The following is a 15,982-nucleotide window of genomic DNA, read 5'->3' as shown; positions in this document are numbered from 1 at the left end:
GCCGCGAACGCAGCCCCCGTCACCGCAAATTTCACAAGATCACTCCTTCAGCGCCGCGTCCCATGCGAGGATGCGCGACGCCATGCGGCCACGCTTGCCCTCGACGATGCGCAGGCTCACGGCCTCACCGGGTTGAAGGTCGGAAAAGCCGGACCGGCGCAACACTTCAACGTGTAGGAAGATGTCGTCGTCCTGTCCAAACACATTGGCGAAACCAAAGCCCTTGGCCTTGTCGAACCATTTCACCCGCGCGGGCTCCAGCGGGCCCTCGTCGGCAGGATGATCCTGCGCCGAAATCTCTTCGAGCGGGGCCTCGTCCGTCGCCTCGGGCGGGCTGATCTCGACGACCGTCACCGCCTGTTCTCCGCGTGACGTGTTCTGCGCGACAAGCGTGATGCCGCTGTCGTCCGCGACCGAACTCTGACCGAAATTCCGCAGGACGTTGGCATGCAGAAGAATGTCCCGGCCGCCACCCTCTGGCACCACAAAGCCGAATCCCTTGACGGGATCGAACCATTTGACCTTGCCGACCACTGTGCGGGTTGCGTCGTCCTCGTCGCTCATCACTTTGCCTTCGCGCCTTTCCGGCGATTTGATTGACAACAGCAATTTCAAACTGGACAGATCAGATCAAGCGGAAAAACGAGAGTAAAACAAAGCGTTGCATTTCACGTCGCGCGAATCTCAGGGGTTCAGACGCTGAATTTTCCAACCAGTATCAGCGCTTGGCCGAGACCAGCGAAACCTGTCGTGCAATCTGAATTCCCCGTCTGCCCAGAATTCTATCTCAAGCGGGCAAAGCCGGAAACCTCCCCAAAAGGACGGGCGGGCGGGGTCGTCTCCCAACTCGGCGCCCAGGGTTTCGACCCGTTCCATCAACGCTGCACGCGACGCCAGCGGACGCGACTGCTCGGACGCCCATGCCCCGATGCGGCTGCCCACCGCGCGCGAGCGGTAATAGGCGTCGGCCTGTGGGCCGTCTTCCTTCACGACTGGCCCCCGCATCCGCACCTGTCGGCCAAGCGTCTTCCAGTGCAGGTTGATCGCGGCCTTGCCGCTGGCGATCAACTCGCGCCCCTTGGCGCTGTCGTAATTGGTATAGAACACCACCGCGTCCGCCTCGATCTCTTTCAGCAGCACGACCCGCACGTTCGGCATGCCCTCCGGGTCCACCGTGGCCAGCGCCATCGCGTTGGGATCGGTCGGTTCGGTTCTGGCCGCCTCGCTCATCCAGGTGCGGGCGATCTCGAACGGATCGTCCCCGGCGAAGATGCCGTCTCTTGCGCTGTCCATGTGATACCCTTTCCAAAGCCTGTGTATGCCCCGGTGTCTCTTGATGGCGGGGGGGGAATGTCCTAGACGACCTTGCACCGGAAAAGTGAGTGAGGGGCGACGAATGTCAACGAAGCTGATGGCGGGCAAGCGTGGCCTCATCATGGGCCTTGCGAACGACAAGTCGATCGCTTGGGGCATCGCGCGGGCCTGCGCAGATGCGGGCGCCGAGCTTGCGTTCTCGTATCAGGGCGACGCGCTGAAAAAGCGGGTCGATCCGCTGGCCGCGTCGCTTGGGTCGTCGCTCGTGCTGCCTTGCGACGTGGGCGACGAAGCATCGATGGACGCGCTGTTCGAGACCCTCAAGGCGGAATGGGGCAGCCTTGATTTCGTGGTCCACGCCATCGGCTTTTCCGACAAGTCGGAATTGCGCGGGCGCTACGTGGACACCAGCCGCGACAATTTCCGCGTCTCGATGGACATATCAGTCTATTCCTTCACCGCGATCATGCAGCGCGCCGAAAAGCTGATGGGGCCGGGCAGCAGCGCGCTGACCCTCACCTATTACGGGGCGGAAAAGGTGATGCCGCATTACAACGTGATGGGCGTCGCCAAGGCCGCGCTGGAGGCGTCGGTGCGCTATCTGGCCGAAGACCTGGGCAAGGACGGCATCCGCGTGAACGCGATCAGCGCGGGCACGATCAAGACGCTGGCCGCCAGCGGCATCGGCGATTTCCGCTACATCATGAAGTGGAATGAATACAACTCACCGCTCCGCCGCAATGTCACCACCGACGACGTGGGAAAATCGGCGCTGTATCTTCTGTCGGATCTGGGGTCGGGCGTGACGGGCGAATGCCTGCATGTCGATGCCGGATACCATGTGGTCGGCATGAAGGCCGTCGACGCTCCCGATATCGAAAAGGCCTGAGCCATGACCGAATTCCTGCCGCATGAAAAAGGCTTTCACGTCTCGTGGGACCAGATCCACCGCGACAGCCGCGCGCTGGCGTGGCGGCTGGACGGTCAGGGGCCGGATGACGGTGCCTGGAAGGCCGTGGTCGCGATCACGCGGGGCGGCATGGCCCCCGCGATGATCGTCAGCCGAGAGCTTGGCATCCGCACGGTCGATACCATCAGCGTGAAATCCTACGACCACCAGTCACGCGCCGCCGCGCGGGTGCTCAAGGCCCCCGATGCCGAGATGATGGGCGACGGCACCGGCATCCTTGTGGTCGACGACCTTGTCGACACCGGCAAGACGCTGGAACTGGTGCGCGACCTGTATCCCAAGGCGCATTTCGCCACGGTCTATGCCAAGCCGCAGGGCCGCCCTCAGGTCGACACCTTCATCACCGAGGTGAGCCAGGACACCTGGATCTTCTTCCCCTGGGACATGGCGCTGCAATACGTCGAACCCTATCGCGGCCGGGACTGACGGCGTGCCCGCCAAGCCGACGCGCCCCCTCAACCCCGCGATGGCGGCCACCACGCCGCCGCCGGTGATGGAGGCGCGGCGCTGGCTGACCGACACGCCGCCGCCCGCGCATCTGCCGCTTGTGAACGTAAGCCAGGCCGCGCCGGTGGAACCCCCGCCGATGGCCCTGCGCGAGGAACTGGCGCGCATCGTCGTCGAGGACGCGAGCGCGCATCTTTACGGCCCCGTGCTGGGCCTGCCCGAGTTGCGGGCCGAGGTCGCGCAACAGTGGTCGGCCAGCTACGGCGGCCCGGTCGCAGAGACGCAGGTCGCCATCACCTCGGGCTGCAACGAGGCGTTCACCGCCGCCCTGTCCACGCTGGCGGGCGCGGGCGACGAGGTGATCCTGCCGCTGCCGTGGTACTTCAACCACAAGATGGCGCTCGACATGGCGGGCATCGCTTGCGTGCCGTTGCCCCCCGGCCCCGGCCTGATCCCCGACGTGGACACCGCCCGCTCCGCGATCACCGAGCGCACCCGCGCCATCGTACTGGTCAGCCCGAACAACCCGTCGGGCGTCGAATACCCCGCCGCCACGCTGCGCGCGTTCTTCGATCTGGCGCGCGCGCATGGCCTGGCGCTGATCGTGGATGAGACCTACCGCGACTTCGACAGCCGCAGCGGCGCCGCGCATGAACTCTTCGCCGATCCCGACTGGGACGACACGCTGATCCAGCTTTACTCGTTCTCCAAGGCCTACCGCCTGACCGGCCACCGCGTCGGCGCGATGGTGGCAAGCGAGGCGCGGCTGGCCGAGGTCGAGAAGTATCTCGACACCGTCACGATCTGCCCCAACCAGCTTGGCCAGCGGGCCGCGCTTTGGGGGATGCGGAACCTGTCGCAATGGCTGGCAGGCGAACGGGCCGAGATTCTCGACCGCCGCGCCGCCATCGAAGAAAGTTTCCCCCGGCTGGACGGCTGGCGGCTTCTGGGCTGCGGCGCGTATTTCGCCTATGCCGAGCATCCGTTCGACATGACGTCGGACACGCTGGCGCGCAGGCTGGTGGGCGAGGCGGGCGTTCTGGTGCTGCCCGGCACGATGTTCATGCCCGACGGCGATCCGGGCGGCGCGCGGCAGCTGCGCATCGCCTTTGCCAACGCTGACCGGCAGGGCCTTGGCGTGCTGTTCGACCGGCTTGCGGGCTTTCGGCCCTGATCGCCTCTGGCAAGGCCGCGTCGACGGAATTTTGAACGCCGCGCCCCGCCGCCCTGCCCTTGCCCCGCGCCCCTGCTGCGCATAGAGATCGCGGAACGCGGCATAAGGGAACGGACACCATGGCGAAGCTGGGACAAAGCAAGACCTCGAAGACGGTGGTCTGGATCATCCTTGCCCTGCTGATCGTGGGCCTTGCAGGCTTTGGCACCTCGAATTTCGGCGGCGGCACCCGGTCGCTTGGCACCGTGGGCGAGACGCCGGTGTCCATCGACCGCTATGCGCGCGAGTTGAACCAGGAATTGCGCGCGATCCAGGCGCAGACCGGCCAGCCGCTCAGCTTTGCCGAGGCGCAGCAGTTCGGCCTCGACCGCGCCGTTCTGGGGCGTGTCGTCAGCCAGGTCGCGATCGAGGACGAAGCCGCGCGCACCGGTATTTCCGTAGGCGACGCGAACCTGCGCGAACAGATCGTGCAGATCCCCGCCTTCCAGGGCCTGAACGGCTCCTTCGACCGCCAGTCCTATGAATTCGCGCTGCAGAACTCGGGCCTGACCGTGTCCGACTTCGAGGCGTCCCTGCGCTCGGAAGTGGCGCGAACCGTGGTGCAGGGCGCGGTGTCCGCAGGCACCCCCGCCCCCGATGCCTATGTCGACCGGCTGTTCACCTTTGCCGCCGAGACGCGGGACGCGACATGGACTGTGCTTGGCCCCGGCGCGCTGGACGAGCCGCTGCCCGAACCCACCGAGGACGCGCTGCGCGCCTATTACGACGCGAACCCCGACGCATTCACCCGGCCCGAAACCCGCGAGATCACCTATGCTTGGCTGACGCCCGACATGGTGATGGACGAGATCGCCGTGGACGAGGATCAGATCCGCGCGCTCTACGACGAACGCATCGACCAGTATGTCGTGCCAGAGCGGCGGCTTGTGGAACGTCTGGTGTTCGGCAGCGTGGAACAGGCTGAAGACGCCAAGGCCCGCATCGACGCTGGCGAGGCGAGCTTTGACGCCATCGTCGAGGAGCGCGGCCTGTCGCTGGAAGACGTCGATCTGGGCGACGTGGCCGAGGGCGACCTGCCCGGCCCCGCGTCCGGCGCGCTGTTCGGCCTCGAGGCGCCCGGCGTCGCCGGCCCCATCACCACGAACCTTGGCCCCGCGCTGTTCCGCATGAACGGCATTCTCGCCCCGCAGGAAACACCGTTCGAGGACGTCCGGGACGAATTGCGCGAAGAGCTTGTCGCCGACCGCGCCCGCCGCGAGGTCGATGCACGCATGGACGCCATCGACGACGAACTGGCAGGCGGCGCAACGCTGGAGGAACTGGCGCAGGACACCTCGATGCAGCTTGGCACGATCGGGTTCACGCAAGACAGCCGTGACGACATCGCTGCCTATGACGCCTTCCGCACGGCGGCGGTCGAGGCCGAAATCGGGGATTTCCCCGAAGTGCTGCCGCTGGACGATGGCGGCATCTTCGCGCTGCGGCTCGACGCCGTCCGCGCGCCCGAGGTGCAGCCGTTCGGCGAGGTGCGCGGCGCCGTGATCGACGCATGGGAAGCGCAGGCAACCACCGAGGCACTGGCGGCGCAGGCGCAGGCGCTTGCGGACCGGCTCAACGAAGGTGCGGCCTTCGGCGCGCTCGGCCTGTCCAGCCGCTCGCAAGCGGCGATCGGGCGGCAGGCGTTCCTTGACGGCACGCCTGAAGGCATGGTGCCCGCCCTGTTCGAGATGGAACCCGGCGAGGCGCGGGTGATCGAGGGCGAGGGGCGCGTCGCGCTGGTCCAGCTTGACGCCGTCAACGCCCCCGACACCGGCAACCCTGACCTTGCACAACTGCGCGAACGGCTGTCCCAGCAGACCGCGCAGAGCCTCGGGTCGGACATGCTTGATGCCTTCACCCGCGCGGTCGAGACGCGGGCGGGCATCCAGCTTGACCAGAACATCCTCAACCAAGTGAACGCTCAGTTCCAGTAGGACGGGGAAACACCATGGCGCTGACCCCTTCCTTCGCGGAGTTTGAGGCAGGCTACGACGCGGGCGCAAACCAGGTGGTCTATGCCCGGCTCGCCGCCGATCTCGACACGCCGGTGTCTCTGATGCTCAAGCTGACCGAGGCGCGCAAGGACAGCTTCATGCTCGAATCCGTCACCGGCGGCGAGGTGCGGGGACGCTATTCGATCATCGGGATGAAGCCCGATCTGGTGTGGGACTGCCGGGGCACGACAAGCCGGGTGAACCGCGAAGCGCGTTTCGATGCCGATGCCTTCAAGGTTCTGGACGGCGCGCCGCTGGACACCCTGCGCACTCTAATTGCCGAGTCGCGGATCGACTTGCCCGCGGACCTGCCCGCCGCCAGCGCGGGCCTGTTCGGCTATCTCGGCTATGACATGATCCGTCTGGTCGAACATCTGCCGAACGTGAACCCCGACCCGCTCGGCCTGCCTGACGCGGTGATGATGCGCCCGTCCGTGATCGCGGTTCTCGACGGGGTGAAGGGCGAGGTGACGGTGGTGTCGCCCGCCTGGGTGTCGTCCGGCCTGTCGGCGCGCGCGGCCTATGCGCAGGCGGCAGAGCGGGTGATGGACGCGGTGCGCGATCTCGAACGCGCCCCCGGCACCAGCGACCGCGACCTTGGCGACATCGCCGAGTTGCCCGAGCTGACGTCGAATTTCAGCCATGACGCCTATCTCGCCGCCGTCGAGAAGGCCAAGGAGTACATCCGCGCGGGCGACATCTTTCAGGTGGTGCCCTCGCAGCGCTGGTCGCAGCCGTTTCCGCTGCCGCCCTTCGCGCTTTACCGCTCGCTGCGGCGCACCAACCCGTCGCCGTTCATGTTCTATTTCAACTTCGGCGGCTTCCAGGTGATCGGCGCCAGCCCCGAGATCCTCGTGCGGGTCTTCGGCGGCGAGGTCACGATCCGCCCCATCGCGGGCACCCGCCCGCGCGGCGCCACCCCCGAAGAGGACCGCGCCTTCGAGACCGACCTGATGTCGGATGAAAAGGAACTGGCCGAACACCTGATGCTGCTCGATCTGGGGCGCAACGATGTTGGCCGGGTGGCGAAGATCGGCACCGTACGCCCGACCGAACAGTTCATCGTGGAACGCTACAGCCACGTCATGCACATCGTGTCGAACGTCGTCGGCGAATTGTCGGACGACCACGACGCGCTGTCGGCGCTGCTGGCTGGCCTGCCCGCAGGCACCGTCTCGGGCGCGCCCAAAGTGCGCGCGATGGAGATCATCGACGAGCTGGAGCCTGAAAAGCGCGGCGTCTACGGCGGCGGCGTCGGCTATTTCAGCGCAGGCGGCGACATGGACATGTGCATCGCGCTGCGCACCGCCGTGTTGAAGGACGAAACCCTGTATATCCAGGCGGGCGGCGGTGTCGTCTACGACAGCGACCCCGAATCCGAGTATCTGGAGACGGTCAACAAGTCCAAGGCGATCCGCAAGGCCGCCGAGGATGCTGGGCGCTTCGTGCGCGACGGATCCAACAGCTAGGGTCGCGCGTCAGGGCTGCGCGGAATCCATCAGCGCGGCCGACAGCGGCGCTACCGCCACGTTCCCGGCGCGCTGTCCCAGCGACCATTCCGCCAGCGCCTGCAACGTCTCGGGCCGCATCACGCCTTCCAGGATGACCGGACCGCCAAGCCCGGCCTGAAACGCGCCCTGGTCGAGAAACCGCTTCATCGAGGCCACGTCCCGCTCGCCATCGTCAAAGGCGCGGAACACCGTTGCGGCGGCGACACCTTCCTGCGCGGCGATCTGAAGGCCCGCGTTCAGCCCCTTCTCGTAGGTCAGCAGCCCGTGGCCCGTCTCCTTGAGGATGGCGACGACCTGAATGGCACGCGGGCGGTTCTCTTGCAGGCGGCCATCGTCCATGTCGATCACGGCGACCGCTTCGGGCACCGAGGACAGGTAGACGCCAAAGGCGACCTCGACGTCGGATGGCTGGGCCGCGTCGGGCAGCGGCGATCTGACCGCGATCTCCAGTCCGGCGCCGCGATACATCGCCGCCGTGACTGCGGCATCCTCGGCCATCGGGTTGATCGAGACGGTGACGGGGATCGGCAACGCCTCGAGCGCTGCCGCGTCGGGCCGCCTGCCGGGATCGTCGTGCAGCAGGATCGACAGCAGCGGTGCATCACCGGGATTCTCGAAGGCGATTGCGTTGGCCTGCAGCGCGGGCGCTGAATCGCTGCGCGCGGGGCCCGCGCTGCGGTCCGGCACCAGCGGATCGACCGAGCGCAACAGCGGCGGCGGATCAGAGTCGGGCGGCGCGGGCATGGCGACGGATTCCGCACCCAGCCCAAGTGCGCTGGCGCGCGGTGCCACCTGGGTCGAGGGCGTGGGCGCCGCGCCGGGGGCAGCGTCCTGGGCGGGCTGCGGTACCTCGGTCACGACAAGCGGCGAAACCTCTTCGGCGGGAAGCTCCACGTCAAGTTCCGGCGCGGGCTGCGGCACGTCGGGCGTCACGGCGGCAGGGTCGGGGGCAAGTTCGGTGGCAGGGTCGGGGGCAGGCTCTGCCGAGGGTTCGGGCGAAGGGCCGGCGGCAGGCTCCGCCGTTGCCTCGGGGGCGGCGCGAACGGTCCCTTCCGGTTCGGGCGCGGGTGCGGCCTCAGGGGTGGTCTCCGCCATGGCCTCGGGCGCTCCATCGGCCTGCGGCGGCTCAGGCGCCACCTCCGCAACTGGCGGCTCGTCCGGTGCCTGCACGTCCGCGCGAACCGGAACCTGTCCCGACACATCCTCGATCGCCACGACCGGCGCATAGGCCACCGCGCCGATCAGGCCGAAGGCGGCCACGATGCCGCCGGAAATGAGACCGAACAGAAAGCCTTTCACGTCGCGCATTCTCCTGCGTGCGGGGGAGACACGGGCCGCTCTTGACCCCCGCCCCCGCGTCGGACCACATATAGCGCGACCGAAACCGGGGATGCACCCCCAATTTCCTCAAGACCAAAGGGGCGCCCTGCGTGATCCTGCTCATCGACAACTACGACAGCTTTACCTACAACCTCGTCCACTATCTGGGCGAGCTTGGGGCAAAGGTCACTGTGCGCCGCAACGACGCGCTGACCGTGCAGGACGCAATGGCGATGCGCCCCGATGCCATCGTGCTGTCCCCCGGCCCCTGCGATCCCGATCAGGCGGGCATCTGCCTACCCCTCACGCTGGCGGCAGCCGAGACCGGCACGCCGCTTCTGGGCGTGTGCCTTGGACATCAGACCATCGGCCAAGCCTTCGGCGGCAAGGTCGTCAGGGCCGCCGAGATCGTGCACGGCAAGACCGGCGCGATGCTGCATGAGGGCAAGGGCGTCTTTGCAGGCCTGCCCTCGCCGCTCAAGGCGACGCGCTACCATTCGCTCATCGTCGAGCGCGCAAGCCTGCCCGCCGCGCTGGACGTCACGGCCGAGCTGGAAGACGGCACGATCATGGGCCTTCGACACCGCGAGCGCCCCATCGAGGGCGTGCAGTTCCACCCCGAGAGCATCGCCTCCGAACATGGCCACGCGCTGCTGAAGACCTTCCTCGCCTCCGTGAAGGTCGCGGCATGAGCGACGCGCTGAAGCCGCTGATCGCCGCCGCCGCGGAACGCGCCCTGACCCGGTCCGAGGCCGAGGCCGCCTTCACGATCCTCTTCGAGGGCGAGGCGACGCCTGCCCAGATGGGCGGTTTCCTGATGGCCTTGCGCACACGCGGCGAGACGGTCGCGGAATACGCCGCCGCCGCCGCCGTGATGCGCGCCAAGTGCCACAAGGTCACAGCGCCCGAGGGCGCGATGGACATCGTGGGAACGGGGGGCGACGGCAAGGGCACGCTGAACATCTCGACCGCCACGGCCTTCGTGGTGGCAGGCGCCGGGGTCACGGTGGCCAAACACGGCAACCGCAACCTGTCGTCGAAATCCGGCGCGGCGGATGCGCTCACGCAGATGGGCATCAAGGTCATGGTCGGCGCGGACGTGGTGGAACGCGCCCTGTCTGAGATCGGCATCGCCTTCATGATGGCGCCGATGCACCACCCCGCAATGGCCCATGTCGGCCCGGTCCGGGCCGAGCTTGGCACCCGAACGATCTTCAACATCCTCGGCCCCCTGACCAACCCCGCCGGAGTGAAACGGCAACTGACCGGCGCCTTCTCCGAGGCGCTGATCCGACCGATGGCGGAAACCCTCAAGGAACTCGGCGCGGACAAGGCCTGGCTGGTGCACGGCTCGGACGGCACCGACGAGATCTCCATTGCCGGGACGACGGCCCTGGCCGCGCTGGAAAACGGCGCCGTGACGATGCGCACGCTTCACCCCGAGGATGCGGGCTTGCCCGTGCATCCCTTCGAGGCGATCCTCGGCGGCACGCCCGAACACAACGCCGCCGCCTTCCGCGCACTTCTGGACGGCGCGCCCGGCGCCTACCGCGACGCGGTGCTTCTGAACGCCGCCGCCGCGCTGGTGGTGGCCGATCGCGCGACCAACCTGCCCGACGGCGTCGCGATGGCGCGTGACAGCATCGACGCCGGACACGCCCGCGCCAAGGTCGAGGGGCTGGCGCGGATCACCTCTGCCTGAGCCCTTCGCATCTTTTGGTCCACAAATACCTCCGGGGGTGCGGGGGCAGAGCCCCCGCCCGCGCGCACAGCGCGCGCAAGCCCGATCTGCGCGCAGCGCGCGTAAGTCCATATCCGCGCGCAGCGCGCGCAAGCCTCGCGTGCGGCGCAGCCGCTCCGCTTGGCAACGGCCGCAGCCCGCGCTACTGACGGGGTCATGACAACCGTTCTCGACCGCATCAAGGCGTACAAGCTGGGCGAAATCGCCGAGCGCAAGCGCACCCGTCCCCTCGCCATGGTAGAGGAGGCCGCACATGCGGCCCCCGGCCCGCGCGGCTTTGCCGACGCGCTCCGGCGCAAGTCCCGCAGCGGCTATGCCCTGATCGCCGAAATCAAGAAGGCGTCGCCCTCCAAGGGTCTGATCCGCGCCGATTTCGACCCGCCGCGCCTGGCCGAGGCATACGAGGTCGGCGGCGCGGCCTGCCTGTCGGTCCTGACCGACGGGCCGTCCTTTCAGGGCGCCGACGCCTTCCTGCCCGTGGCCCGCGATGCCACGCAGCTGCCCGCGCTGCGCAAGGATTTCATGTACGACCCTTACCAGGTCGCCGAGGCCCGCGCGCTCCATGCCGACTGCATCCTCATCATCATGGCAAGCGTCTCCGACGCGCAGGCCGCCGAACTGGAGGCCGCCGCGACCGACTGGGGCATGGACGCGCTGATCGAGGTGCATGACGAGGCGGAACTCGACCGCGCGCTGGCGCTGAAATCGCCGCTGATGGGTGTGAACAACCGCAACCTGCACACCTTCGAGACGTCGCTGGACACCACCCGCCGCCTCGCCGCGCGCATTCCCGAGGACCGGATCATCGTCGCCGAAAGCGGGCTGTCGACGCCCGCGGATCTGGCCGATCTGGCCGCGCACGGCGCGCGCTGCTTCCTGATCGGCGAGGCGCTGATGCGCCAGCCCGATGTCGCCTCGGCCACCCGGGCGCTCCTTGCGGATCCGGTGCCTGCGCGATGACGGGGCTCACGCATTTCGACGCCAAGGGCGATGCCCACATGGTCGATGTGTCGGGCAAGGACGTGACCGCGCGAATGGCCGTCGCGGCGGGCCATGTCCGGATGACGCCCGAGACGCTGGCGCTGGTCGTCGAGGGGCGCGCCAAGAAGGGCGACGTCATGGGCGTGGCGCGGCTTGCGGGCATCATGGGCGCCAAGAAGACCGCCGACCTGATCCCGCTGTGCCACCCCCTGCCCGTGACATCGGTCGCGGTCGAGATCACGCCCGATGACACCCTGCCCGGCCTGCGGATCGAGGCGACCGTCAAGACCACCGGCCAGACCGGCGTCGAGATGGAGGCGCTGACAGCGGTGTCCACCGCCGCGCTGACCATCTACGACATGGTCAAGGCGGTGGAAAAAGGCATGGAAATCGGCGGCATCCGCCTTGTCCTGAAGGATGGCGGCAAGTCCGGTCGCTACGAGGCTTTGCCAGAGGCGCCCCGGTGATTTCCGTCGCCGAGGCGCTGGCACGGGTTCTGGCGCTAGGGGCCCCGCTTCCGCCCGAGGACGTGCCGCTGCGCGCCGCCCATGGCCGCATCCTTGCCGCACCGCTCACCGCACGCCGCGCCCAGCCGCCGTTCCCTGCTTCTGCCATGGACGGCTATGCCGCCCGCCGCGCGGACGCCGTCAACGGGGCAAAGCTGACCGTCATCGGCGAGGCCGCCGCAGGGGACCGCTTTGCAGGCACCGTCGGCCCGGGCCAGACCGTGCGCATCTTCACCGGCGCGCCGGTGCCAGAGGGCGCAGACCACATCATACTGCAAGAGGATGTCGCCCGCGACGTCGACACGATCACCCTCGGCGACCGCCTGGAACCGGCCGATCACATCCGCCCCGCCGGGGCCGATTTCGCCATCGGCTACACGCTGGACGCCCCGCGCCGCCTCGGCTCTGCCGACCTCGCGCTGATCGCCGCGATGAACCACGGCATCGTCCCCGTGACCCGCAAGCCTGACATCGCGATCATCGCCACCGGGGACGAGCTGGTGATGCCCGGAGAAGACCCCGGCCCCGACCAGATCGTCGCCTCCAACATCTTCGCGCTGGCCGCGATGGTGGAAGACGAAGGCGCAGAGGCGCGCATCCTGCCCATCGCCCGCGACAACGCCAATTCCCTTCGGCTGGCCTTTGAGCTGGCGGCAGGCGCGGATCTGATCGTCACCGTGGGCGGCGCATCGGTCGGTGACCACGACCTTGTCGGCAAGGTCGCGGGCGACCTTGGCCTCGACCGCGCGTTCTACAAGATCGCCATGCGCCCCGGAAAGCCGCTGATGGCCGGGCGCCTGTCGGGATCGGCCATGCTCGGCCTGCCGGGCAATCCGGTGTCGGCCATCGTCTGCGGGCACCTGTTCCTGCTGCCGCTCGTGCGCCGGATGCTGGGCCTGCCGGACGGCGCCGCGCCGCGCATCCGGGCGCCGCTGGCCGTCGATGTCGCCGCAAACGGTCCGCGCGAACACTATGTCCGCGCCCGGCTTGAGGGTGGCGCGATCCACCCGTTCGAGCGGCAGGATTCCTCGCTCTTGACCGTCCTGACCGAGGCGCATGGCCTGCTCGTGCGTCCCGTGGACGATCCGGCGCGCAAGGCGGGCGACATTATGGAGTATGTCCCGCTGACGCAGCGTTGACACGAATCCGGAACGGGTGTAGAACATAACCTGAACACGTCCATGACGATGCAGGTGCCGACATGCTGACCAAGAAACAGCTCGACCTTCTGGAACTGATCCACAAGCGGATGCAGAAGGACGGCGTGCCGCCTTCGTTCGACGAGATGAAAGAGGCGCTCGACCTGCGGTCGAAGTCCGGCATCCACCGCCTGATAACCGCGCTTGAAGAACGGGGCTTCATCCGCCGCCTCGCCCACCGAGCCCGCGCCATCGAAATCGTCAAGCTGCCGGACAGCATCGCCGCGAAATACAGCGCCGCGCCGCAGACGGGCGGCTTTACCCCGCGCGTGATCGACGGCGACCGGCCCAGCAGCCGGCCCTCTGCCGCCGCCCCGGTGTCGCAATGGGGCGCGACCGATGTGCCACTGATGGGCAAGATCGCCGCCGGTGTCCCGATCGAGGCGATCAGCCAGATCGAAACCCATGTCGCCGTTCCGGGCACGATGCTGGGCGGCAAGGGCCATCACTATGCGCTCGAGGTGAAGGGCGACTCGATGATCGACGCGGGGATCAACGACGGCGACATCGTGGTGATCCGCGAAACCTCGACAGCCGATGACGGCGACATCGTCGTTGCGCTCGTCAAGGGGCAGGAGGCGACGCTCAAGACGCTGCGCCGCCAAGGCGGCCGCCGCATCGCGCTCGAGGCTGCGAATCCCGCCTATCCGGCGCAGATCTACCCCGATGACCAGGTCGAGGTGCAGGGCAAGCTTGTTGGGCTGATCCGCACCTACTGACCCGTCCACAGCCGGTCGCCCGACAGCTGCCGCGCCGTGATCGTGCGCGGCCCCTCTGTCGCCGCCACCAGGGCGACGGCGCCGGTCTTGCGTAGCGATTGCCCGTCGTGGACGTGGCAAGGCCCGGCCGGCCCAGGCAGTTCCGCCGCCGAGACGACGATGCCGCCAAGTGCACAGGCACGGACGGCCTTTTCGTCAACGCCCCGCCCCGAGACGTGGCGCACGGTGACGCCCCCGATGTCGGCAGCAATCCAGTCTTCTGACCTGTCGATCCCCGCCCGTCCGGATGCCTCTGGCTGCGCGGCGGCGTCGCCGTCATTCTCCAGCCAGACCTGTGCGGCGAACCCCTGCCCGCGCTCTTTCGACAAGGCCCGCCCCGCCTCGGTCATCACGCCCATGAGGCCACCATCGGGCGAGATCAGCAGCGCCGGTCGCACGCTCGCCGACCAGAGCGCGAGCGCCGCCGCCAGTGGGATCATCCCGGCCCATCGCCCGCGCCCCTGCCACAGCACCGCGATCAGCCCGCCGACCGCGAACAGCGGCAACACCATCCCCTGCGGCGAGGGCACCGGCGTCACCGCGCCGTCCCAGCCCGCCACGGCATGCGCCACCCCGAGGATCCAGGCGATCGGCCAGCGCATCAGCCAGAGACCGATCCAGGACAGCCCAAGCGGCCAGAGACAGGCCGCCAGCACCGCGGCAGGCATCACGACCAATCCCATCAGCGGCACGCTGGCGAGGTTGGCGATCAGGCCATAGTCCGACAGGCGGTTGAAATGCGCCGCCGCCACCGGCGCCGTCGCCGCGCCCGCCACGGCAGAAGAGACGACGACCGCCAGGATCGGCCGCGTCCAGCGGGGCAGCCCCGATCCCGTGTCACGCAATCCGGCAAAGACCGCGACCAGCGCCGTGGTCGCCGCGAAGGACATCTGGAATCCGGGTTCGGTCAGGGTTTCGGGCCGCAGGACCAGAACGATCAGCGCGGCAATGGCCACGGCGCGCAGCGTCAGCGCCCGGCGGTCCACCAGCACGGCGCTCAACGCGACAGCGACCATGATGAACGCGCGTTCCGTCGCCACGTTGCCGCCCGACAGCAGGTAATACGCCGCGCCCGCGACGATGGCGACCACCGCCGCGATCTTCTTGCCCGGCCATGTCAGCCCCGTGCGCGGATGCAGCGCCAGCGCCAGGCGCAGCGCCGCAAAGACAAAGCCGGTCAACAACCCCATATGCAGGCCCGAGATCGCCAGCAGATGCGCAAGGTTGGAATCGCGCAACGCCTGCAGGGTCTCGGTGCCGATGCCCGAGCGGTCGCCGGTCAGAATGGCAGCGGCAAAGGCGCCGTTCTCCCCCGGCACCTGCGCCTGAACCGCCCGCGATATGGCAATCCGCAATCCCTGCACCGACCCGCCCGGCGGCGCGGCGGCGGTCATCACCAGCGGCATCCGGGAATAGCCCACCGCACCGATCCGGTCGAACCAGGCCATGCGCTGAAAATCGAAGCCGCCAGGCTCTACAGGTCCCTCGGGGCCGGACAGATGCCCGGTGGTCGCGACGCGCATGCCCGGCACAGGATCGAAATGCGCCTCGGCGTGGTGCAGCGACACCCGCACCCTTTCCGGTGTGCGCGCGGGCGCGACATCCAGCAGGACCACATCCGTCAGCGTCAGGCGCATCTTGTCGGATGCCGAGCGGTCGATCGCGGCGATGCGTCCCTCGACCGGGCCGTAGTAGCGAAATTCCAGCACCGGGGCGGCCACCAGGTGCGCCCGCGCGCCCGCGACCGCGTGTCCGCAGGCCAGCGCCGCCAGTGCGACAACCAGCGGCCCGACACCTTCGGGCACGCGGCGGGCGATCAGCATCAACACCGCAGCAAGGGACGCCCCGGCCCACAGCATCCAGACCGCAGGTTCCCACGGCACCGCGAAATACAGCCCGATGCCCGTACCGAAGGCCACAGGCACCCAAGGGAACAGGTGCCCGCGCTGTGCCGCGACGACGGCAGACAGGGAAGGGACGCGCACCTTGTTCTCTCCGATCCCGTTGGCTAGACCGACGCCGACGCTA

At 68.3% G+C, this 15,982-nt stretch carries 15 protein-coding genes; 11 read left to right on the top strand and 4 right to left on the bottom strand.

What is annotated here, in order from left to right; translation table 11 throughout:
- Positions 1–39: 39 nt before the first annotated feature.
- Positions 40–564, bottom strand: a complete 525-nt coding sequence (locus tag KTJ87_RS04170; protein ID WP_267137802.1) for a cold-shock protein — start codon at positions 562–564, stop codon at positions 40–42.
- Between the two features lie 120 nt (positions 565–684).
- Positions 685–1,293, bottom strand: coding sequence for a pyridoxamine 5'-phosphate oxidase (gene pdxH / locus KTJ87_RS04165; protein ID WP_267137801.1), 609 nt, complete (start codon positions 1,291–1,293; stop codon positions 685–687).
- A 103-nt stretch (positions 1,294–1,396) separates the two neighbouring features.
- Between pdxH and fabI the strand changes: the two genes are divergently transcribed.
- The 5 genes from fabI (at position 1,397) to trpE (ending at position 7,407) form a co-directional block, all read left to right on the top strand.
- Positions 1,397–2,203, top strand: coding sequence for an enoyl-ACP reductase FabI (gene fabI, locus KTJ87_RS04160; protein ID WP_267137800.1), 807 nt, complete (start codon positions 1,397–1,399; stop codon positions 2,201–2,203).
- A 3-nt stretch (positions 2,204–2,206) separates the two neighbouring features.
- Positions 2,207–2,710 (top strand): xanthine phosphoribosyltransferase, encoded by a 504-nt coding sequence (gene gpt / locus KTJ87_RS04155; protein WP_267137799.1) that lies wholly within the window; start codon positions 2,207–2,209, stop codon positions 2,708–2,710.
- A gap of 4 nt (positions 2,711–2,714) precedes the next feature.
- Complete coding sequence (locus KTJ87_RS04150) at positions 2,715–3,905, top strand: aminotransferase (RefSeq protein ID WP_267137798.1); 1,191 nt, start codon at positions 2,715–2,717, stop codon at positions 3,903–3,905.
- Positions 3,906–4,024: 119 nt separating this feature from the next.
- Positions 4,025–5,878, top strand: coding sequence for a peptidylprolyl isomerase (locus tag KTJ87_RS04145; RefSeq protein ID WP_267137797.1), 1,854 nt, complete (start codon positions 4,025–4,027; stop codon positions 5,876–5,878).
- Between the two features lie 14 nt (positions 5,879–5,892).
- A complete protein-coding gene (trpE, locus tag KTJ87_RS04140; protein WP_267137796.1) occupies positions 5,893–7,407 on the top strand; it encodes an anthranilate synthase component I in 1,515 nt (504 codons plus the stop codon).
- Positions 7,408–7,416: 9 nt separating this feature from the next.
- On the opposite strand, the gene KTJ87_RS04135 is transcribed toward trpE, so the two are convergent.
- Complete coding sequence (locus tag KTJ87_RS04135) at positions 7,417–8,748, bottom strand: divergent polysaccharide deacteylase family protein (protein ID WP_267137795.1); 1,332 nt, start codon at positions 8,746–8,748, stop codon at positions 7,417–7,419.
- Positions 8,749–8,879: 131 nt separating this feature from the next.
- On the opposite strand from KTJ87_RS04135, the gene KTJ87_RS04130 reads away from it, so the two are divergent.
- The 6 genes from KTJ87_RS04130 to lexA all read left to right on the top strand — a co-directional run bounded on the left by KTJ87_RS04130 (position 8,880) and on the right by lexA (position 13,915).
- On the top strand, positions 8,880–9,461 hold the full coding sequence (locus KTJ87_RS04130; protein WP_267137794.1) for an anthranilate synthase component II: 582 nt from the start codon (positions 8,880–8,882) through the stop codon (positions 9,459–9,461).
- Positions 9,458–10,471 carry an anthranilate phosphoribosyltransferase gene (gene trpD / locus KTJ87_RS04125; RefSeq protein ID WP_267137793.1) on the top strand — a complete coding sequence of 338 codons (1,014 nt, stop codon included), beginning with the start codon at positions 9,458–9,460 and terminating at the stop codon, positions 10,469–10,471. The genes KTJ87_RS04130 and trpD overlap by 4 nt, the downstream gene beginning before the upstream one ends.
- 195 nt (positions 10,472–10,666) lie before the next feature.
- Positions 10,667–11,470 (top strand): indole-3-glycerol phosphate synthase TrpC, encoded by an 804-nt coding sequence (gene trpC, locus KTJ87_RS04120; protein ID WP_267137792.1) that lies wholly within the window; start codon positions 10,667–10,669, stop codon positions 11,468–11,470.
- On the top strand, positions 11,467–11,958 hold the full coding sequence (moaC, locus tag KTJ87_RS04115) for a cyclic pyranopterin monophosphate synthase MoaC (protein WP_267137791.1): 492 nt from the start codon (positions 11,467–11,469) through the stop codon (positions 11,956–11,958). The genes trpC and moaC overlap by 4 nt, the downstream gene beginning before the upstream one ends.
- On the top strand, positions 11,955–13,136 hold the full coding sequence (locus KTJ87_RS04110) for a molybdopterin molybdotransferase MoeA (RefSeq protein ID WP_267137790.1): 1,182 nt from the start codon (positions 11,955–11,957) through the stop codon (positions 13,134–13,136). Before moaC ends, KTJ87_RS04110 begins: the two co-directional genes overlap by 4 nt.
- A gap of 62 nt (positions 13,137–13,198) precedes the next feature.
- Positions 13,199–13,915: a transcriptional repressor LexA gene (gene lexA / locus KTJ87_RS04105; protein ID WP_267137789.1), complete on the top strand. Its 717-nt coding sequence runs from the start codon at positions 13,199–13,201 to the stop codon at positions 13,913–13,915.
- Here the strand turns inward: lexA and KTJ87_RS04100 are convergent.
- Entirely contained in the window at positions 13,909–15,939 is a 2,031-nt protein-coding gene (locus KTJ87_RS04100) for a ComEC/Rec2 family competence protein (RefSeq protein WP_267137788.1), read from the bottom strand. The genes lexA and KTJ87_RS04100 overlap by 7 nt on opposite strands.
- Between the last annotated feature and the right edge of the window lie 43 nt (positions 15,940–15,982).

The sequence above is a fragment of the Anianabacter salinae genome, from assembly GCF_019061145.1.
Taxonomy (GTDB): domain Bacteria; phylum Pseudomonadota; class Alphaproteobacteria; order Rhodobacterales; family Rhodobacteraceae; genus Anianibacter; species Anianibacter salinarum.
The sequence above is the reverse complement of the archived record's forward strand: the minus strand, read 5'-3'. Positions and strand labels throughout refer to the sequence as shown.

Excerpts from the sequence above, each read along its gene's own strand:
- KTJ87_RS04170 (WP_267137802.1), bottom strand. The coding sequence starts at position 564 with ATGAGCGACGAGGACGACGCAACCCGCACAGTGGTCGGCAAGGTCAAA.
- pdxH (WP_267137801.1), bottom strand. The coding sequence starts at position 1,293 with ATGGACAGCGCAAGAGACGGCATCTTCGCCGGGGACGATCCGTTCGAG.
- fabI (WP_267137800.1), top strand. The coding sequence starts at position 1,397 with ATGTCAACGAAGCTGATGGCGGGCAAGCGTGGCCTCATCATGGGCCTT.
- gpt (WP_267137799.1), top strand. The coding sequence starts at position 2,207 with ATGACCGAATTCCTGCCGCATGAAAAAGGCTTTCACGTCTCGTGGGAC.
- KTJ87_RS04145 (WP_267137797.1), top strand. The coding sequence starts at position 4,025 with ATGGCGAAGCTGGGACAAAGCAAGACCTCGAAGACGGTGGTCTGGATC.
- trpE (WP_267137796.1), top strand. The coding sequence starts at position 5,893 with ATGGCGCTGACCCCTTCCTTCGCGGAGTTTGAGGCAGGCTACGACGCG.
- trpD (WP_267137793.1), top strand. The coding sequence starts at position 9,458 with ATGAGCGACGCGCTGAAGCCGCTGATCGCCGCCGCCGCGGAACGCGCC.
- trpC (WP_267137792.1), top strand. The coding sequence starts at position 10,667 with ATGACAACCGTTCTCGACCGCATCAAGGCGTACAAGCTGGGCGAAATC.
- moaC (WP_267137791.1), top strand. The coding sequence starts at position 11,467 with ATGACGGGGCTCACGCATTTCGACGCCAAGGGCGATGCCCACATGGTC.
- lexA (WP_267137789.1), top strand. The coding sequence starts at position 13,199 with ATGCTGACCAAGAAACAGCTCGACCTTCTGGAACTGATCCACAAGCGG.